The 21779-nt window shown below is 30.7% G+C and carries 17 protein-coding genes; 6 read left to right on the top strand and 11 right to left on the bottom strand.

Going from position 1 to position 21779, the window contains the following annotated elements; genetic code table 11:
- Nucleotides 1-24: 24 nt before the first annotated feature.
- The 11 genes from glnA to xylB all read right to left on the bottom strand — a co-directional run bounded on the left by glnA (nt 25) and on the right by xylB (nt 13789).
- Nucleotides 25-1350, bottom strand: coding sequence for a type I glutamate--ammonia ligase (glnA, locus tag X924_RS04205; RefSeq protein WP_121957695.1), 1326 nt, complete (start codon nt 1348-1350; stop codon nt 25-27).
- 370 nt (nt 1351-1720) lie between these two features.
- Nucleotides 1721-3241: an FGGY-family carbohydrate kinase gene (locus tag X924_RS04200; RefSeq protein ID WP_121957694.1), complete on the bottom strand. Its 1521-nt coding sequence runs from the start codon at nt 3239-3241 to the stop codon at nt 1721-1723.
- Between the two features lie 18 nt (nt 3242-3259).
- Nucleotides 3260-4255, bottom strand: a complete 996-nt coding sequence (locus X924_RS04195) for an exo-alpha-sialidase (protein ID WP_121957693.1) — start codon at nt 4253-4255, stop codon at nt 3260-3262.
- A 40-nt stretch (nt 4256-4295) separates the two neighbouring features.
- Nucleotides 4296-5711: an L-fucose/L-arabinose isomerase family protein gene (locus X924_RS04190; protein WP_121957692.1), complete on the bottom strand. Its 1416-nt coding sequence runs from the start codon at nt 5709-5711 to the stop codon at nt 4296-4298.
- Between the two features lie 23 nt (nt 5712-5734).
- Entirely contained in the window at nt 5735-6634 is a 900-nt protein-coding gene (locus tag X924_RS04185) for a dihydrodipicolinate synthase family protein (RefSeq protein WP_121957691.1), read from the bottom strand.
- A gap of 35 nt (nt 6635-6669) precedes the next feature.
- Nucleotides 6670-7491, bottom strand: coding sequence for a carbohydrate ABC transporter permease (locus tag X924_RS04180; protein WP_121957690.1), 822 nt, complete (start codon nt 7489-7491; stop codon nt 6670-6672).
- 17 nt (nt 7492-7508) lie between these two features.
- Nucleotides 7509-8387, bottom strand: a complete 879-nt coding sequence (locus tag X924_RS04175) for a carbohydrate ABC transporter permease (protein ID WP_121957689.1) — start codon at nt 8385-8387, stop codon at nt 7509-7511.
- 70 nt (nt 8388-8457) lie between these two features.
- Complete coding sequence (locus tag X924_RS04170) at nt 8458-9714, bottom strand: ABC transporter substrate-binding protein (protein WP_158245312.1); 1257 nt, start codon at nt 9712-9714, stop codon at nt 8458-8460.
- A gap of 290 nt (nt 9715-10004) precedes the next feature.
- Nucleotides 10005-11024 carry a LacI family DNA-binding transcriptional regulator gene (locus tag X924_RS04165; protein ID WP_121957687.1) on the bottom strand — a complete coding sequence of 340 codons (1020 nt, stop codon included), beginning with the start codon at nt 11022-11024 and terminating at the stop codon, nt 10005-10007.
- Nucleotides 11025-11312: 288 nt separating this feature from the next.
- A complete protein-coding gene (locus tag X924_RS04160) occupies nt 11313-12290 on the bottom strand; it encodes an alcohol dehydrogenase catalytic domain-containing protein (RefSeq protein ID WP_121957686.1) in 978 nt (325 codons plus the stop codon).
- Nucleotides 12291-12331: 41 nt separating this feature from the next.
- Nucleotides 12332-13789, bottom strand: a complete 1458-nt coding sequence (gene xylB / locus X924_RS04155) for a xylulokinase (RefSeq protein WP_121957685.1) — start codon at nt 13787-13789, stop codon at nt 12332-12334.
- A 512-nt stretch (nt 13790-14301) separates the two neighbouring features.
- Here xylB and X924_RS04150 point away from each other — a divergent pair.
- The 6 genes from X924_RS04150 to X924_RS04125 all read left to right on the top strand — a co-directional run bounded on the left by X924_RS04150 (nt 14302) and on the right by X924_RS04125 (nt 21741).
- Entirely contained in the window at nt 14302-16056 is a 1755-nt protein-coding gene (locus X924_RS04150) for a M3 family oligoendopeptidase (protein WP_121957684.1), read from the top strand.
- A gap of 24 nt (nt 16057-16080) precedes the next feature.
- Nucleotides 16081-16656 (top strand): MBL fold metallo-hydrolase, encoded by a 576-nt coding sequence (locus X924_RS04145; protein ID WP_158245311.1) that lies wholly within the window; start codon nt 16081-16083, stop codon nt 16654-16656.
- 404 nt (nt 16657-17060) lie between these two features.
- Nucleotides 17061-18215, top strand: a complete 1155-nt coding sequence (sat, locus tag X924_RS04140; RefSeq protein ID WP_121957682.1) for a sulfate adenylyltransferase — start codon at nt 17061-17063, stop codon at nt 18213-18215.
- Nucleotides 18216-18226: 11 nt separating this feature from the next.
- Complete coding sequence (locus tag X924_RS04135; protein ID WP_146255665.1) at nt 18227-19144, top strand: phospholipase D-like domain-containing protein; 918 nt, start codon at nt 18227-18229, stop codon at nt 19142-19144.
- A gap of 122 nt (nt 19145-19266) precedes the next feature.
- Nucleotides 19267-20997, top strand: coding sequence for an NAD+ synthase (locus X924_RS04130; RefSeq protein WP_121957680.1), 1731 nt, complete (start codon nt 19267-19269; stop codon nt 20995-20997).
- A gap of 15 nt (nt 20998-21012) precedes the next feature.
- Complete coding sequence (locus X924_RS04125; protein ID WP_121957679.1) at nt 21013-21741, top strand: hypothetical protein; 729 nt, start codon at nt 21013-21015, stop codon at nt 21739-21741.
- Nucleotides 21742-21779: the final 38 nt, after the last annotated feature.

Raw genomic sequence — 21779 nt, 5'->3', positions numbered from 1 at the left:
TTAAACTAAAAATAAGTTATTAAACTAAAATTGATTAATATATCTCTTTAGTTCCCAATCAGTTACTGCTATCCTAAAATCTTCAATTTCTTTCTCTTTTAATTCTATAAACTTAGAAAAAATATGAGCCCCTAAAACTTCTTCTATAAGTTTGTCATTTTTAAATACTTCCAATGACTCTTGGAGCGACCCGGGTAGAAATCTTATATTCTTTTCGCTTTTTTCCTTTCGATCCATTTCATATATGTTCCCATCAACAGGCTGAGGAGGTTCTATCTTATTTTGTATTCCTTCTAAACCGGCTGCAAAAATACTTGCTAAAAGAAAATAAGGATTCGCAGTTGGATCAGGAGACCTCAGTTCTAACCTTGTTCCATTCTCCCTTGCCATAGGTATTCTAATTAATGCACTCCTATTTGCAACTGACCAGGCTACATTTACAGGGGCTTCGTAACCAGGAATTAATCTTTTGTAAGAGTTAATAGTTGGATTAGCTATCGCAGTTATGGCATCAATATGATTAAAAAGTCCTCCGATAAACCATCTTAATTCTTCACTCAATTTATAAGGCTTATTTGGATCATAAAAGATATTTTTACCATCCTTAAAAATACTTATATGTGTATGCATTCCAGAACCATTCATACCAAAAAAAGGTTTTGGCATAAATGTTGCCCATAATCCATTTAACAAAGCTATTGTTCTTACAACCAATTTGAAGGTTTGTATATTATCTGCCGTCTTTAAAGCATTGTCATACCTAAAATCTATTTCATGTTGTGAATTAGCAACTTCATGATGTGCTGCTTCAACCCTTATTCCCATACTTTGTAAAGTTTCTACCATATTTTTTCTTACCCTTTCTCCCAAATCTATTGGAAGTAAATCAAAATATCCGCCTCTGTCTAAAGTCATTAACAAGGGTTCACGCGTTTTTTCATCTCTTGGCAATATGAAAAATTCGGGTTCAGGACCTGCACAAGGTGTATAACCAAACTGTTTCATTTCGTTCATAACTTTTTTCAGCACATACCTTGGATCACCTTCAAAATGTTTATTAGAAGAAGTATATATATCACAGATAAACCTTCCCACTTTTTCCCTTTCAACTGTCCATGGTAAGACCGTAAAAGTATCTATATCTGGTTTAAGCAACATATCCGATTCGTTTATTCTAACTAATCCTTCAATCGATGAGCCATCAAACATTGTTCCATTATTTAAAGATGATTCCAATTCTGTTGAAGGTATTTCTACATTCTTTAATGCCCCATTAATATCGGTAATTTGAAGCCTTATATATTTTATTCCTTCACTTTCTACATGTTTCAAAAGTTCCTCCTTAGTCATTTTAATACCTCCCCGAAAAAATTTGTTAATACTCACTTTGAAATTATAAAATTCATATTTTATAAATATTCTAGTATTTAACTTTTTAAAAAATACCTCTACAATTCTAATTTTGAGCTATTTTTCACCCCCCTTTCTAAAGCGTCTATAAGAAAGAAAAATATTTCATTATTGCTGATTACATGTAAATACCATGGTTTATTATCAATTAATTGTGATTATACAACAAAAAACACAAGTTTCAAAATTTTAAATTTATAAAAATATATAATAAAACTCTTAAATACATTCCTGTATATCAAAAAAGGGCTGAATCCAGCCCTTGTATTTTCGATTATTAATTATTTAATTTCTTACTTTTATAATTTACTTATAATTGTTCCATAATTTCCTTTGTACTTTTATATAACTGCTTGTATATATTGAAATATTTATCGTAAATTTGTTTGTTTGAACTATTAGGTAAAACATCTTCTTTAAATTGAACCCATTTTTTAATGCTTTCAGGTTTTTCAAAGATTTTAGTTGCTAACCCAACTAAAAAGGCATCCCCCAAAGGGGCTTCTACTGATTGTTTTGCTCTTTTCATATTATACCCCGTTACATCCGCAAAAATTTGTGTCCATATATCACTTTTTGCAACTCCACCTACAAGATAACATTCATCATTCAACTTCATTCCAGTTTTTTCGGCTTCTTCTATGTTATGCCTTAAAGAATAAGCTACCGCTTCCATAAACGCTTTATAAATATGCTTTTTTTTGTGATATAAACTTAAGCCAACTATAGTTCCTTTAGCATGGGAATCCCATATTGGAGACCTTTCTCCCATAAAATATGGAAGAACGATTAATCCTTCACTACTCGCTGGTATATCTTTAACTTGCAATTCGAGAAGTGTGTACGCTGAGATCCCAGTTTTATCTTCGATTTCTTTCTCATAACTACCAAATTCATCTCTGAACCATCTAACTATAGCTCCAGATGTAGCTCCACCACCAAAAGTATATATCTTTTCCAAATCATCTACAACATATGGATAGCTAACTAATTCCGGCGTGAGGTACTTTCCATCGTGGATATTCCCCCAACAAGTGGAAGTTCCGATCATAGCAACATGTTCTCCTTCAAAAACTGATCCAGCACTCAACTGTGCGACTGGAGCATCAATTCCCCCTGCTATTATAGGCGTACCTTCTAAGAGACCTGTTTCTTGTGCATATTTTCTAGATATTTTACCTACAATATCTGATGATTTAACAATGTTTTCTGGCAATTTATCTATATCTATCCCCAAAATTTTACACATTTCCTTTGACCAATACTTTTTATGAATATCAAAAATACCTCCGATATTTCCAGCAGAAGAGTAATCTATAGCGTTAACACCTGTTAATTTGTATATTACATAGTCTTTAGGTGTTACAAATTTATACGTTTTTTCCCAAATATCTGACTCATTATTTTTTAGCCACATCATTTTAGTAAAACCAAAATAACTATCCACATAATTCCCAGTTATTCCAAATATAGTTTCCTTAGGAACATTCTTTTTAACCCAATCTGTTTCATTTGTCGCCCTTCTATCCATCCAAATCAGGCACGGTCTTAATGGCTTAAATTCCTTGTCAACAGGGATACCAGATCCTCCATATAGTCCACTTATTGCAACTCCTGCTATATCTTTGGGTAGAATTTGAGATTTTTCTAAAACTTTTTTAAGTGTATCTATTACTGCATTAAACCATACATCAGGCCATTGCTCTGCCCAATTGGGTTGTGGAGTTAATACAGAATACTCTTTTAAAGATTCTACAATTACTACCCCATTTTCATCGGTAATCACTGCTTTAGTGCTTTGAGTTCCTATATCTATCCCAATTAAATACATATTTACCGCTCCTATGTATTAAATTTTGATTATTGCATAGGCAATTTTTTGCCTTTCATACGTATATGCAGTCATTATTTTTGTTTCATCAATTATCTGGAACCATGGATAAGAGTATTCTTTATCTTTACTTTCTTCTAAAATTATTTCTTCATTCCAAGTGTTTCCCTCATCGCTTGAAACAAATATAGAAAGCTTTTCCCTTTTTCCCCAAAAACTTTCTTCAATATTAGATAATTTTCTTGGATCAGTAGTAAGATTTTCTTTATTAAGACCAATCGGATTACAACAACAAATCAGAATATTACTTATTTTCTCTAAAGCTATTCTTGAATTAGGATTTGGTATACCTATGGAAACAGGTTCAGTCCATTGACCACTCTCAAAATCATATATAGTTTTATAAACAAAACCATCTCTTGTTCTAAGCAAAGAAAAGATATGTTTATTCAATTCAACCATATCTTGTTGAATGTTACCTTTTTCAGTTCTTATTTCTCCAATCTTTTGCCATTCGTTTGCTAATATGTTGCTTGTAATATAAGGTGTACTTACCCATAATTTTTCGTTGTAAAGTGGAAAAACATATCTTCCATCTTCTAATGGAAGAATTTTCGTTCCAAATAAAAGACTATCTTCATGAGGAGAAAATGCTCTTGATTTGCTCCAAGTAAACCCTTTATCATAAGATTCAATATACCATAATGATGACTCTGTCCAATCTTTTCCTTCCATGGCACAGTAATATAACCTAAGCGTTTCGTCAAAAACAATAGGAATTGTATTGCCAAGCGATCTAAATGGATCATGAATCAATATTTTCGGTTTACTCCACTTATCTTTGATAATGTTATATCTTGAGAAAAAAATATCTACATCTTTTTCTCCTTCCCAAGTACCAGAAAACCAAAAAGCCAATATCTCAGTATTGCTAACTTTACATAAACTAACAGAATGCGAACTAATTTTATTTGGGATATTTTCAAAAATAAAAGATTTGTTTACAATTTCCATTTTTCACCCCTTATTTTATTTCTTCGAACATTTTAATATCCTAATCCAAAATCTGATAATCAATGCCTTTTATCTTACAGAAATTAATAAGTTCATCAACATAATTACCATAAACTCCATGTGTATGGTTACATGGATAATATTCTAAAAATGTTTCCATATCTGTATCTAATTTTGCATAAGCATGAGGCCATTCAATTTGTACTTGTTCACTGAGTCTTTTCTTTTCTTCATCGCTTAATTCTACAAATTCAGCAGGAACTATAGTCATGACATAATGACCAGCTTGCCTTGCTAATCTTGCAAGAGTTACTCTACCAGGTGCTGCAAAATGTTTAACTGCCCCACCACCGGCAGGAAAATAAAAGTCTTCCGGATGTATAATTACGTTCTTTAAATTTTCTTCAGGCTTCATAGATTTTCCAGCAAAATATGTTGCGTGCTGTCCAGAATTTGCTAAATCAAGTAAATTTTCTACCTTAAAGTAATGTCTAACATCCGCGAATAATACTGGAGTCTGAGCTATATGTTTGAATATCTCCATAGTTAATGCTCCATCCATATCGGTTTCGGTTGCAGCAACTATTGGCTCTTTTGGCCCATCAAAATCATAAGGATCGTTTAAAAAGGCTTCTACAATATCCATAGTAGCATAATTGTTTGTCATTTCCGGCTGACCTTTAAATCCTACAAAATCAAGTTCTTCTTCTTTTATTATTTCTAAAGCCGCATAATACAATCCTATTTGCTTTTCTAAAATTTCAGGAGTTAATCTTTTACCATCATACTGTACATTTGATAACTTTTCGAGCCATTCTCTAGCTTTTCTTTTCTTTTCAGCAGGTACTTTTTCAGCTTTTAAAACAAGTGCATATTGATCTATTTGTTCAACATCTATACCAAACTCTTTCATCCATTGGTCTCCATTTGCAGATGCTGTATACATACCCATAGGTCTACCACCAAACATTCCATACCTTTCACCTTTTAACCTGTATGCTGCACTTGCTGCACGAACGAATTTCAGTAATTTTTCTATTACTTTTATGTCTTCAGGTTCTCCCCAAACTCTTTCTGGAAATATTCCTACTTGCTCTAATGCTCCAGCTGCAGCCAAAAGTCCTACCATTCCTGGATATTTAGGATTAATTTGACCATAAGTCAAATAAGGTCCTGGTGCATAGAGTGAAGAGATTACACTTAAATGTGGCCAACACCATATAGAATAATTAAAAATTGTCATCTCGACTTCTGCTTTCATCATTTCTTTACCGGCTTTTTTGGCTTTTGAGGGTTTATTTACTATCTCTGAAGCTCTAACAACTTCAATTTCCCCAGTATTCTCCAAAGCTTTTACTAACCTATCCTCAAATTTTTTGTTCATCTCTAATGTTTCTTCATGAACAAAGTCCCTTCCATCTGAAAATGTGATTATACCAACTTTTCTTTTCTGCATATGATTACCTCCTGTTGTGTTTTCTAAATTCTCAAAGGAACACTATAATCATTACATAATTTTTCTAATCTCAATTTTAAGTCTTTTTCTTCTCTTTCTGAAAGTTGGTTAAATGGAGGCCTTGGCGCTCCGAAGTCAAATCCTCTTATTTTCATTGCTGCTTTAAGAGTCGGAATACTGTATCCCCATCCCACTGCTTCAGAAAATTTTACTAAAATATTTTGTGTTTCCAATGCTTCTTTTATTTGCCCATTATTATATTCTTCTACTAATCTAACAAATAGTTCAGGAAATATTGCAGCTGGCCCTGAAACCGTTCCTTTTGCTCCTGATATTAATGCGTAAATTAATATTCTATCTGCCCCTACCATAACGATTATTTTTTCTGATATATTAACAAAATCAATAATTTTTTCTAAACTACCTGAACTATCTTTTATTCCTCTTATATTTGAATTAGCTGCAAATAATTCCTTCATTGTTTCAATATCAATTTCATTTCTCGCCGAAGAAGGAATGTTATAAACAAATAAATCTATATCACTAAAATCATTCGCTAATTGGTTGTAGAAATTAAATATTTCTTTCTGACTATAATGATTAAAAAAAGGTACAACCACTCCAACAGTATCTATTTCATAATATTTAGCATATTCTATCAATTCTCTTGCTTGAATTAAATTATTAGAACCACAATGAGCTACAATATTAAGCATATCTCCTCCATACTTTTGAACTATTTCAAAGAGCTTCCTTTTTTCTTCCTTTTCTAATAATATTCCCTCTCCTGTTGTACCTCCAATAAATAAACCATTTACTTTTTTTTCTTCAACAAAATTCAAATAATCTTTTATTACTTTTTCGTCAATTTCTCCTTTTTTGTTAAAAGGAGTTAACATTGCCGGAACTATTCCTCCAAGCATTTAAAACACCTCACAAGAATAATTTTATTTGATTTTTATTTAGTTACACCTGACCAACTCATACCTTCTATAATATGTCTCCTCAAAATTATAAAAACAATCATAACTGGTATTGAAGCTAAAAAAGCAGCCGCCATAAGTAATCCATATTCTATGTCATAAGCACCTTGCAACATGTTTAAACCAATTGGTAAAGTATATTTTTCAACTCTTTGTAAAGTTATTAAACTCCAAAAATACTCATTCCAACTAAATATGAACATGTATATAGCTAAGGCAGCAAGTGCAGGACCAGAAACAGGAATGATGATACGAAAAAGAGTATTTACTCTATTACACCCATCTATTCTTGCAGCATCTTCTAACTCACTTGGAATCCCTACAAAAAATTGCCTAAGCAAAAAAACACTAATAGGCATAGCTGTTATCGGTAAAATAACAGAAATAAGCTTATTCAATAAATTTAAATTATTCATTAAAAAGTATAGAGGAACGGCATTTATTTGCCAAGGAATTAACATGCTTGCTAATAAAATAACAAATATTGTATCTCTACCCTTCCACGTTATTCTTGCGAATGAATATGCGGCAAGAATAGCCAAAAAAAGGGAAATTAAAGTTGAAATCCCAGATACCAAAATACTATTTAATAACCATTTAATAAAAGGCCAATTCTGTACAACGGCTTTAATATGTTCCAAAGTAAAATGCTCTGGTATCCATGTTGGTGGAGTTGTAAATATATCTGGTGTCGGTTTAATAGCTGTATTTATCATCCAAAAAACAGGTATAAGCCATAAAATAGCTATTATGATCATGATAACATCAAAAATTCGAATATTTTTCGTTTTCCTCAAAATAATCACTCCTAAAATTATTTACTAACATCCTTTCCTAAGTACCTTAACGCGATTAAAGTAAAAATAAAAATTACCACGAATAAAATAAAGCCGATTGCCGCAGCCCTCCCCATTCTAAAATAAGAAAAAGCTTCTCTATATAATAATAGTGCAAGAACTTCGGAAGATCTTCCCGGACCTCCATCAGTCATGATCATTACTTGTCCCAACACATCAAAACCAGATATTACAGTTAAAACTGTTGCAAAAAGGAACTGTGGCCTTATGAGTGGGAAAAGTATTCTTAACATAATTTGCCATTTATTTGCTCCATCTATTAATGCAGCTTCAACAATTTCAAAGGGTTGACTTTCTAAGGCCGCTCTAAAGATTGTCATTCTGTACCCCATTAGCCACCATGAACTTGCGAAAGCTATCGCAGGAATTACCCACAAGGGATGGTTGAGAAATTGAGGGGGATTTGATATACCAATCATTTTTAAAAATTCTATAATAAGTCCAAAATCTGGATCAAAGAGCCATTTCCAAATAAGGCTTATTATAGAGACATTCAAAAGATATGGGAAGAAAAGGGCACTTTCAACAAAGGCCTTAGTTTTACTTTTTGAAAAATATAAATAAAAGGCAAACAATAAACCAAAAACCAGTGTAAGAGGGATCATAATAATAGCAAATTCAAAGGTATTTAAAAAAGCATTCCAAAACCTTTCACTTGTAAACAAATAGGTATAATTTTTAAAACCTATAAATTCGGACCCTCTTAAAGGATCCCAGTTATGTAAACTAATAATGAAACCAGAAATTACTGGCCATAATGTAAAAACACCCCATATTATCATGAAAGGAAGTGCAAAAAAAATTCCGCTCCATTGATCTCTAAGAGCTTTTTTCAACTAAACCACCTCACGAAATTCATATTAAGTTGAAGAGGTAAGGATTCTTACCTCTTCAACTTGAAAAAGACTACTTTTCAGACAGAATTCTATTACATTCGGCTTCTGCTCTTCGTAGGGCTTCGGAAGGAGTAAGAGTTCCATTATACGCCTGTTGAATATAAACTTGAATAGCATTTTCTAATTCAGCGGCTTTTGGATGATTAGGTGGATAGTGTAAATATCCTTCTTCTGCCATTTGACTAAATACTTTTAAGCTTTTTCCCCAAACCGGAGCATTTAAAAGTTCTTGTGATGTTCTTGAATCATTATAGGCTGGAATATGACCACCAAATATTCCCCACATTTCACTTAATTCTGTTATCCTTCTTATTAATTCTATAGAATTTTCATAAATTTCAGGATTAGTCGTCGCTTGCTTAGGAATAACTAAATTATGGCTATTCCCCCAAGTAGCTGGTTTATCAAAAATAAGAGGTATTTTAGCAACCCCATAATTTATCCGTGCTTCTTCTGCAGTGTAATAATACCAATTGCCTGCAAACAATATGCCTAACTGCCCTGCTGCAAATTGTTTGAAACCATCAGTACCTTTAGTATTCCAACCCCATTTTTGAACACTATTTACAAGATATTCTAACGCTTTTAATCCTTTTTCATTATTGAAAGTAGCTTTTGAGTAATTTTCATCAAATAATTCTCCACCTTGCTGCCAATATAAAATGTACCAAGCTCTCATTAATTTCCTTGCAAGCCCATCTTCAGCAAAGTGAACCGCATAATATCCAGCATCCTTTATTTTATCAGCAGCATATTTTAATTCTTCAGCGTTTGTTGGAGGATTCTCAGGATCTAAGCCAGCTTTTTCAAAAATATCCTTGTTATACCACATAGCCCACATGTGCGTATCTAAAGGAATACCATATTGTTTTCCATCAAAAGTGGAGGAATCCCACACATCAGTTAGAAAATCATTTCTTGCAAAACCTGCTTTTTCAAGTAAATTCCCCGCTGGAGAAGCATTCAAAGGAGTTAAAGCGTCTTTCATACTTGGAAACATGTTTGAATGAATTACACCTACTTGTGGAGCATTCCCAGCTACAACTTGATTTATTAATTGGGCATAGTAATTTTCCCACGCCCCTTGAACTAATATAACGAACATATCATCAGATTCCTGGTTGATCCTTTGCACTATCTTTTCCATTGCTTGAGCATCACCACTATGAAATAAAGTCGTGAAATACAAAGTTGTTTTCTGCGCACCAAAAACCAGTGATAAGCAAACGACAATCATACCAATTAAAAAACTGTTCTTGAATTTCATAATTCCACCTCCGTAAGTAATATTTTTTACTACCTTCAGAAATTCCAAAATCCTTATTATATACATGTTTTAGATTTGATTTTTTTGCAAAATATTTTCCCGCTTCTAATCTTCACTAATTCTTAATTTTTTTAACATTTTTGGTACTTGCACCAAGGAAGATGGTGGAGCTTCGCCTTGAATCCATTTCGAATTCAAAAACTTATTTTTAGAAATTCTCATTTCTAAAGTAGGTATAATATTTTATGAAATATATCTTAAAACCCAAAATTTTTTATATTTACAAATTTTCAATTTGATACCGATTCCCTTTTTATTAGTTCTGCTTTCAATATTACCTTCATAGGTTTGCTGTATTTATCTTCTATTCTTGATAATAAAGCCGTTGCAGCAATTTTCCCTTCTTCTAAAACTGGTTGTTTTATTGTTGTTAATGGAGGATTTATCAATTCATTTTCGGGCATATCATCAAAACCAATTAAAGATAGATCTTCTGGAATTTTTATTTCAAGTTTTTTTGCTGCATATACAAGATATTTAGTTATATTATTATTGGTAGCTATAATGGCTGAAGGCAAATTACTTTTATCTTTAAGTTCTTTTAAAACATTTATTGCTTTTTCATGAGGATAAATATCCTCACAAATCCACTCATCTTTAATCTCAATATTTAACAAATCACAACCTTTTAAAAACCCTTTCAATCTTTCTTCAATTGTAAATATTCCCTTTTTTGATAAAAAAATTCCAATTTTTTTATGTTTCATATCTTTTAAATGCATCAATGCTTGAATAATGGCATCTTGATTATCCACAACTACATAGTCAAACTGTTCTTGATTATAAAACATCCTATCGTAGAATACTATTGGAATTCCCATTTTATAAAAGTCTTTATATAATTTCAAATTACTTCTTCCACTTTTTTCAGTAACAGGAGAAGCTAATATACCTTCCACACCATGACCAATCATCCAATTTAAGTAAGTCTTTTCTTTTTCGACATTTTCATCTACATTACTCAATAAAATCTTATATTCTCGTGGAAATAAAACATCCTCGACTCCTTTTAAAAATTCTAAAAAAAATGGGTTTCTTATATCAAATGCTATTACACCAATAATTTTGGACTTTGAATTTTTAAGACTTTCTGCTGATAGATTTTTCATATATCCTATTTCTTTAGATTTTTGAATTATTTTTTCTCGCAATTCATCGCTAACACCAGGTTTACCTGATAAAGCTCTTGATACAGTTGAGGGAGCAATATTCAAAGCTTTTGCAACATCTTTTATAGTAATCTTCCTCAAAGTTATACCCCCATTTAGCATTTTTAAAGCAATCGTTTGCGTTTCATTATCTTTATTATACATAAACAAATTTTTAAATCAAAATTAAGCATCGAGAAGAAATTTGAAGATATTAAACAATATTTCTGTATAAATAAAATTATTAGGTAAATTTCAATTAAAATAAAGAAATTTAATTGAATCCCTTAAAAGATACAATTTATCTAAAAAACATTTATGTTAATTTTTTGTAAATAAAAATCCCATCTAAAGATAGACGGGATTTAACTAATTAATAATCAAACAATATTATTTATTTACGTATGCAGCTTTTAAGAAAGGTTTTTTGTTAGCAGAAATATACTCTTTTACTTCGTCTAAATCACCTTCATCAGTTACCAGCTTTTCAAAATTAAATTCATTTGAATTTATTATTTTTACAGCTCTTTGCATTGTAAAAGGGTTTATATATGAACCTATTAATGTTATTTCTTGACTATATATTTGAAATGGTTCTAATTCTCTTGTTTTCATTCCCTTAGGCGTTACACCAAAGTCTATAATCTTTCCTCCTTTTTTTACTAAAGAATAAGCTAACTCCAAACCAGTTAAACTTCCTGAACATTCGAATACTATATCAAAATTATGATTATCATTAAAATTTTCTGGATGACTAATTGGAAAATGAAATTCGTTTTTTATAAAATCTATCTTTTCTTGAGAAATTTCAAAAATTAACTTTCCCCCAATAGAAAATCTGTTAAACAATATTGAAAATATTAACCCTATTGCTCCACCTCCAATTATTGCAATGTCGTCTGTGTATGAAAAATTGGAGAGGTCTAACCCATGAATAATACAAGAAAGAGGTTCAGCAAATATAGCATTTTTTATACTAATATCTTTGTTAAATTCGTAGATAAGGTCATTTGGAACAGACAATAATTCTGCAAATCCCCCATCTCGATTTACTCCAACAGCTTGTAAATTCATACAAAGATGTATCTTCCCTTCTCTACAGTATTCACATACTCCACATGGTTTATTTGGATCTATTGTAACCTTTGTACCTTTTTCAAATTTTTTTGACTCTACAATTTCTCCCACAATTTCATGTCCGGGAATAAGAGGATAACTTGCTAATGTTTCGCCTTTATATATTTTTGAATCAGTTCCACATACCCCACAACCTAATACTTTTATTAAAGATTCATTTCCTTTTGGTATAGGATCTAATACTTTTATAACTTTTATTTCATGAGGTTTTTCTATAAAAATAGCTCTCACATCATCACCTTCTTGTAATTTATTTTATTAATATTTTGCTTTTAGTAATTTCTAAAAGCTTTTTCTAATTGAACTAACTTACTAAATTTACCAAATTTTGTTTGATAATAATTAGAGATCTTATCAATTGGCATTATAGTTTTTTTAGTTTCCGGAATATATTTTGATAACTCTTTAATAGTTATACTTTCAGAACCCATTGCTGCTAATAAAGCTGCTCCATATGCAGAACTTTCATATAATTTTAAAGTTACTAATTCTCTTCCAACAACATTGGCAATTATTTGAGACCATTTATTACTTTTTGCAGCACCACCTATAAAGTAAGAAACTTTTTCTTTTCCTAAAATATTTGTAATTTTTTCATGCGCTAATTTTATCGAAAATGCTACTCCTTCTAAAACTGACGTTAACATATCTATTTTTGTGTGCGAAATATTTAAACCTATCCAAACACCTCGTGCATCTTCATCCATAATAGGTGTACGTTCTCCTGTTAAATAAGGTAAAAAATATAAATTATTTCCTTCTTTGCCACTTATTTGTTCTATATCACTATAATCAAGATTCAAACATTTCAAAGCCCATTCTAAAACATTTCCAGCATTTTGCAAAGCTCCCAAATAGTGCCATCCATTTAAAGGATGACAAAATAAATGTAGGCCACAATCTTTATTTAAAATTGGATCAAAGGTAGGTCTAAGTATCTGAGCGGCCGTACCACAAGATATAAATTCTTCATCTTCTTCATTTATTCCTAATCCTACTGCCGCAGCTTCTTGATCTCCAGCACCCGCAATTAGATAAACATCTGATTTTAAGCCCAACTCTTGTGCAATATCTTTTCTTAAAATGTCTACTATCTCGTATGAATTCTTGATTTCTGGGAGTTTTTTAATATCTAAATCAAAAGTTTCTATTATTTCTTTAGACCAATTTTGATTCTTTATATCCATTAACAGGGTTGCTGAAGCATCTGTCTTATCGGTTACTAAAGGTTTATTTTTGCCCAAAGCATATCTTAAATAATCCTTTGGCTGAAAAAAACATTTGGCATTTTTATAATTTTTAGATTCTTTGTTTTTTAGCCAAAGGATTTTAGGAAGTGTAAAACTTGGATTAGAAAGATTGCCTGTTAATTCAAAAATATCTATATTTTCTGAAACATACTTTGACTCAAATTTCGCTCTTTGATCTACCCAAGTCATGCAAGGTCTTAAAAGATCTCCTTCTTCATCTATCACTACTAAACCATGCATTTGACCGGAAAATCCTATTGCATTAATATCCGAAACATAACTTTTATTTCTCTTTATTAATATTTTCAACATTCTAATAGTTTTTTTTATCCATTCCGAAGGATCCTGTTCGTGATAACCTTCTTTTTCTTGAAAAGATTGAATCTTTTCACTTTCAAAATCTATTATGCCTTTTTCTAAAGAAAAAAGAAGTATTTTTAAATTGGTAGTTCCTAAATCTATACCTATAAATGTTGACATAATATCATCTCTTTTCGCAATTATTTGAAATATTATAATATCTTATTTGGAAATTTTAAAATTTATTTTTGAATAACTGATTTTCTCTAACCTATTGACTACTTTTACAAATAAGGAAGGGGCTTATCCAAACCTAATTAAATTCAAAGCATCGTTTTTCCAAAATCCTTATTTTTGAAGTATCTAAAATATTATAAATCAAAAACGGTAAAATACTAAAGTATAATATGCAAAACAAACTAATTTAAAATTATATATGCTATAATTCTAAAAACAATTATTTTACTTAAATAGAGATTTTAAAAATAAGCGTTTGAATTTATAACAGATTCAAGATATAATTCTTTTTTGCCTCTCTCGTTACACATAGCGAAAAAGCTAAAGAAATTTATGATTAATATGATTAGAATCATGGAGATATTTTTGAAAAGTTAAAACTAAAAATATTTATAGAATCTGAATTTCAGAATTTCTAAAGCAAGTTCATCAAAAAATAAAAGGGGGTTTTTATCATGTCAAGTTGGGATTTGTCTTTTTTCTATAATTCTCCAAAAGATGAAAAAATCAAAAAGGATTTAGAAGAAAGCCTGTTAGCTACTAAAGAATTAAAAGATAAGTATTTTGAACGACTTTCCGATCCTAATTTAAATGCATCTGAGCTAAAAAGCTTTTTTGTCGAATATGAAAAAATATATAAAAAAGCTGCATTTACATTTCAATATGCCCATTTGAATTATGCCGCTGATACTTCCAATGAGGTTAACCAAAAATTAAACGCTATGTGTGATGATTACAACTCAAAAATAGATATGGAATTATCTTTTTGGAAACCTGTTCTTCTAAAGCAAAGTGAGCAAAAACTTAAAGAATTTATGAATTCTGAAGATTTGAAGGACTACTACCACGTAATTGAGAAACTAATTAAATCTAAGCACCACGTTTTGTCTGAAGACGCAGAAAGGGTATTAGCAGCTATGTATAATTCATCACGTGGAGGATTTCAAGACCTTTACGAAAGGCTTGTAAATGCTTATGAATTCGATATAGCAATAGATGGTGAAATTAAAAAGTTAACAGGTCCTCAGGTTAGAGCTTTGAGAAGACAACCAGATAAAGAATTAAGAAGAAGAGCTATGAAAGAATTTTTTACAAGATACGATAAAGACAGATTGGTTTTGGAAAAAACCTACAATTCCATAGTTAAAAATTATGATACCGAAGCTTCATTGAGAAATTTTAAAGAACCGATTTCTATGCGAAATATGAACAACGAAGTTGACGATGAGATTGTAAAAACTGTAATAGAAGTAACTACTCAAAGAACGTCTATGGTTCATAAGTATTACAAATGGAAAGCAAAAAAATTAGGCATGGATCTTACCCTTGCAGATATATATGCACCGATGGAAAAAGTAAAAAAAGAATACACCTTTGACGAAGCTAAGAAAATAGTTTTAGATTCTTACTATGAATTTGACAAAGAGTTTGGTGATATAGTAAATTCATTTTTTAAAGAAAATAGAATAGACTCAGATATAAGAAAAGGTAAAAGAGGTGGTGCCTTCACTTCTTACTATATTCCAAATTATAAGCCCTTTATTTTGATGAACTTCAATGGCAACTTAGATGATGTTATGACATTAGCTCACGAATTAGGCCATGGTATTCATGGTACATTAGCCTCAAATCAAAATCTTTGGAACTACCATCCTCCTCTAACAATGGCAGAAATTGCGTCTGTCTTTGGAGAAATGTTGGTAACGGATAAAATACTGCCTACCCTTCCGCATGAGGAAAAAACTGTATTTATAGCCTCGAAAATAGAAGATATGTTTTCAACCATGTTCAGGCAAAATATGTTTGCAAGGTTTGAAATAACTTCTCATAAAATGATTTCGGAAAATGGAAGTGCGAGCTGGAACGAACTTTCAGACCTTTACAAAGAAGAAGCAAAAATAATGTTCGGAAATTCCGTAATAATTCCTGAAGAATATCACTACGAATGGTCGAGTATCCCGCATATATTTCATACTCCATTCTATGTGTATGCTTATAATTTTGCGAATCTTTTAGTAATCGCTCTTTATGAAAAATATAAGCAAGAGGGAAAATCTTTTGTTCCAAAATATAAAGAACTTTTAACAAATGGAGCTAACGATTCACCTGAAAGATTATTGAAAAAATTAGATATAGACATAAAAGAAAAAACCTTTTGGGAAAGAGGATTTGATTTTATAGAGCGAGAGTTTTTAAATAAATTAGATTAAAATTAGACAGATGGAGGCATTCTCTTGAAAGTTAGAAAGATTGTAACAAGTAACGAATTGAAAACAAATACTTACATAATAGATGAAAAGTTTGTAATAGATCCCGGTAAAAATATCGGTGATTACATAAACAATGAGATAATCGTTTTATTAACTCATGCACATTTTGACCATATTATAGGGTTAGCTGAATTAAAAGTGAAAGAACTTTATATTCATCCCTTAGACGTTGAATTATTGAGAGATCCACGAAAAAATTTTTCGGAGTATATAGGAAGTCCTTTTTCTTGGCAAGGAGAGTGGAAAGATATCACCCATTCTTTTAACATATTACATACCCCTGGTCACACGCCGGGTTCTTGTATAATTCACATAGAGAATTATTTATTTACAGGTGATACGTTATTTTTTGATTCAATTGGTAGAACAGATTTAGCAGGCTCCTCATCAGAACAAATGAAAAAATCTCTCAAAACCTTAAAAGAGTATTTATTAAATCTCCCGGAAGATACAATAATTGCTCCAGGTCATTCAAGAACCGCTTTTTTAAAAGACCTATTGAAAGTAAATCCCTATATGATCTTTGAAAGTAGCATATGATATAATTATTAAACTATGAAAGTACAAATCTTATAGGACTTTAGAAATGAGAATTTTTTAAAAATAAGATTTTGAATTTACAACGGGTCCAGGGCGGAGCCTTCCCCCCCTTCTTTCGGTACAAGTACCGAAAAACTAAAGAAATTCATATTTTGCAAGGATTAGATAAGAACTTTAGAAATGAGAATTTTCTAAAAGTAAGATTTTGAATTTACAACGGGTCCAGGGCGGAGCCCTCCCCCTCTCTTTCGCTAAACGTAGCGAAGAAGTTAAAGGAACTCATAGTTAGTAAGTATTAGAGTTATGGAGGTATTTTGAAAAAATTTAAAACTAAAAGATTGGCAAAACTTAGGTTTTGTAATTTCTAAAGTGAGCATACAAATCTTATAATAGGAGGTTTTTTAATGATCAAGCCACACGGTGGAAAGTTAATAAGCAGAATTGCTTCTCAGGATGAGAAAGAATATTGGATAAGAAAATCAAAAGAGCTAAAGTCGATAACTGTTTCTTACTTTGATCTAACCGAGTTAGAAAATATTGCTACTGGCTTATTTAGTCCGTTAGAAGGATTCATGAGTAAAAAAGACTATGATTCTGTTTTGGAAAACATGAGATTAGCGAATGGAATTGTATGGCCGATACCTATTGTTTTATCAGTCAATAAAGAAGTTGCTAATGAATTAAATATAGGAGAAGATATAATAGTAAAGTCTGAAGAAGATAGAAAAGTATATGCTGTACTACATCTCACAGATAAATTCGAAAGAACAAAACAAAAAGAGGCTTTGAATGTTTACAAAACTACTGAAGAAAAACATCCTGGAGTACATTTTTTATACGAACAAGGAAATATCGCTTTGGGAGGAAATGTCACTCTACTAAACAGGATTGAACATGAAGATTTTAAACAATACAGATTCGATCCTGTTGATACAAGAAGAATATTTTCAGAAAAAGGATGGAGAACTATTGTAGCTTTTCAAACGAGAAATCCTATACATAGAGCACATGAATATTTACAAAAAACTGCTCTTGAAATTGTAGACGGATTATTCATAAACCCATTAGTTGGAAAGACAAAAAATGAGGATATTCCATCTGATGTTAGAATGAAATCTTATGAAGTTATCCTTGATAAATATTACCCCAAGGAAAGGGTGTGTTTGGGTGTATTTCCTGTAAATATGAGATACGCAGGACCTAAAGAGGCTGTTTTTCACGCAATATGTAGGAAGAATTATGGGTGCACTCATTTTATTGTAGGAAGGGATCATGCCGGAGTCGGAAATTATTATGGTACATACGAAGCTCAAGAAATATTTGATCAATTTAAACCAGAAGAGATCGAGATAGTTCCTTTAAAATTTGAGAACTCTTTTTACTGTAAAAAATGTGAAAATATGGCAACTGCAAAAACTTGTCCTCATGGTAATGAAGATCATGTCTTTTTAAGTGGAACCACAGTAAGAGAAATGCTTTCAAAAGGAGAAAAACCTCCAAAAGAGTTTACAAGACCAGAAGTCGCTGAGATACTCATGGAATATTACATGAAAAAGTGAAAAATATTGAAATGTTAAAAGAAATTTTTAATAAAAAAAGTTTGATCTTTATTTTGTTTTTCTTACTTTTGACCAACCTTATTTATTCCTACCAACTATTTTTTTCAGGAGAAGAATTAACTTTCTTTCTGAAAAAAAAGATTGAAAGTTCTAAAAGCATAAGGTTGGTTTCTTTTAGTTTAGACGATACTATATCTGAAGAGATTTTAAAAACTAACTACGAAATATTTTTAGAATACGAAGGCGGTTATTCTGGAAATTATGATTTGTCAATAAAATATGACAAAAATCGAGACGGTTATCTACATGAAAAGTTTATAGTTTTTGATGATCAATCTGTGTTGTTTGGAACAGGTAATTTTACAGAAAGTGGCTTAATGAAAGATTTTAATATTTTTATCTATACTGAAGAAAAAGAAATCGTAAAAGTTTTTCTTAAAGAATTAAATAATTTTAAAAAAGGCAAATTCGGAATTAATAAAGAACAAATTAATGTCAATCTTATGGGTACAGAATTAGGAAATGTAAGAATTATAACAGGGCCATCTGAAAAGATCTATAATGAAATATTAAAAGAAATTAAAAAAGCAAAGGAATTTGTAAATGTAATCGCATATTCTTTTACCGATCCATATTTTGTTGAGATTTTAGAAAAGATGTCTTCAAAAAATGTAAAGATAAGAATTTTATCTGATGATTGGAATAGGATATATGAATCTCCTTTAAAATTTATATTGGGAGTAGAATTAAAATATAGAAACGATATTCATGCTAAGGCTTTAATTATAGACGAAGAAACTTTTATTATAGGAAGCTATAATTTAACTTATAGAGCAAGAGAAAAAAATGACGAGATAGTTTTAATAATTAAAAATAAAGGAATTTCAAAAGCCATAAATAGAAAATTTGATTTATTATGGAAAGAATGATAAAATATAATAAGTTACCTATGGTCAAAACTGTAATTAAACTTATTAAATAATTTATTGCAGAAAGGAGATAAAGCTGCTTTTCTTATTACTGAATCACGAAGAAGCGCGGCTAATCAATTATGAAAATTAGAATTGCCATGGCCCAAATGAATGCCACTGTTGGTGATTATCTTATAAACCTGGAAAAGATTAAAAAATTTATTGATGAAGCATGCAATAATAAAGCTGATATAATAATCTTTCCTGAATTAGCTTTAAATGGATATCCTCCAGAAGATTTGATTTTGAAAACCCAATTTTTAAGAGATTCGTTAAGCGGCATAGAAGAAGTATTAAAATTTAGTAAGTCAAAAGATATAATTATAATTTTAGGAGCAGTAGACTGGGATATTGAATCATACAACGCTGCTTTTATTATTTACGAAGGAAAGCTATACGGTAATTATAGAAAAATGTTTTTGCCAAATTATTCTGTTTTTGATGAAAAAAGATATTTCACCCCGGGAAAGATTCCTACTCTAATAGAAATTAATAATATTAAACTTGGGATAACTATTTGTGAAGATATTTGGGTACCTAATGGTCCGGCGCTTTCTCTTGCTCAACATGGCGCAAATATCATCTTGAATCTATCCTCATCACCCTTTTATAAAGAACGAGATAAAGTCAGATTTGAAATGCTGAAAACCAGAGCTTCTGAACTATCAAGTTGGATAGTATATTGTAATATTGTGGGGGGCCAAGATGAATTGGTTTTTGATGGAAGAAGTGTAGTTATAAATCCATATGGAGAAATAGAAATGAGTGCCCCTCATTTTGAAGAAGGCTTATACTTAGTAGACATAGATCCATTAGAGCCAACCAGAGCCAACCTTCGTGAGGGAAAAAGAAAACATTACAACACAAGTATTTACTACAGCGATGTAAATACGGTTCCTATAGATAAAAAAATTAGTCAAAAAGTTCCTTTGCCTTTTATTAAAAAAGAATCTACTGACACTTATACTCAGATTTATTTGGCTATAAAAGTAGGCATAACAGATTACATTAAAAAAAATGGATTTAAAAGTGTGGTTTTTGGCTTAAGTGGAGGTATTGACTCCTCTTTGGTAGCCTGTATCGCTTCAGATGCGATAGGTTCAAATAATGTATTAGGTCTTATAATGCCTTCTAAATTTTCTTCAAAAGAAAGTGTTGAAGATGCTCTGCAACTTTCTAAAAATTTAGGAATAGATTACGAAATAATTCCAATAACCAACATATACGACTGTTACATGGAAGATTTAAAAGGTAGTTTTAAAGACTTACCTTTTGATAAAACAGAAGAAAATATTCAGGCAAGAATCCGTGGTAACATCGTTATGGCTTTTTCAAATAAATTTGGTTATTTAGCCTTAGCTTGTGGTAATAAAAGTGAGGCTGCCACAGGATATGCCACCCTTTATGGTGATATGGCAGGTGGTTTTTCACCGATCAAGGACTTGTACAAAACCGACCTATACAAAGTGGCGAAAAAATATAATGAAATTCACGGCAAAGAAATAATAACAAAGTCTATTTTTGAAAAAGCTCCTTCTGCCGAATTAAGACCCAATCAAAAAGATCAAGATACATTACCACCTTATGAAATATTAGATGAAATATTATTTAAATACATAGATAGAGAAATGTCTTACGACGAATTATTAAACGAAGGATACGATAGCGAGTTACTTCAAAGAATAATAAACATGGTAAATCAGAACGAATACAAAAGAAGACAATCTGCTCCTGGAATAAAATTAACGGAAAGAAGTTTTGGTAAAGATAGAAGAATGCCAATAACAAATAAATATAAACCTTGGATTTAAAGGAGCAATTAAATTATGAAGGAAAAAGATTCTGAAAATAAAAGTAGTTTGAAAAATTTATTAACAATAATCGGTTCTATGGCGGTAATATATTTTGCTACAATAATTTTGTGGAATATATACGAAGAAAATCTTGAAACTCATCATTATTATCCCTATGTAAAAATAAAAGAATCCGGATATAAAAGGGTAAAAACCTTTCCTTTTACTGAAAATGTGTCTAATATTACTATAGAAAAAACAGATTATACCAACTTATATATGGTTAATACAGACTTTGGGTCATTCACTATTCAAACTTTTGATGATAGATTTTTCTTTTTTCAAAACTCTGAGATGGCTATTGTTTCATATCCATCATACGATTTCAGAGGATTAGAATATGCGGTAATTCAAAATAACGGTAATTTCTTTAAATTTGTTATCGTTCCAAACGAAAAGTTAGTTGAAAATATTTTCATTTTCGTTGAAAATATTAATCATGTCAAGATTCTACGGGTACCAGATATTGAGAATTATAATTATATTAAGGAAGAAGAAGATCGATATTCAATAAACATTCCTAATAATAATTTTTTTATTCCAAAAAATTTTATAGAAACTATCGGAGAATCTGATGGATTTTTATTTTTTATTTCAAAAAAGTATGGCCTTTTCAATAAGATATATTATTTAGAAAAAGATACACAAAATTTTGGAGAATTAATTATGATAACTGAATCAAATTTCCCTAATATTTTTTAATACTTCATATAAATATATAATAATTTAAGAGATAAAAA

This window comes from Petrotoga sp. 9PWA.NaAc.5.4 (genome assembly GCF_002895485.1).
In the GTDB taxonomy this organism is placed as follows: Bacteria; Thermotogota; Thermotogae; order Petrotogales; family Petrotogaceae; genus AZRK01.
This window is presented reverse-complemented; position numbering and strand designations above follow the sequence as displayed.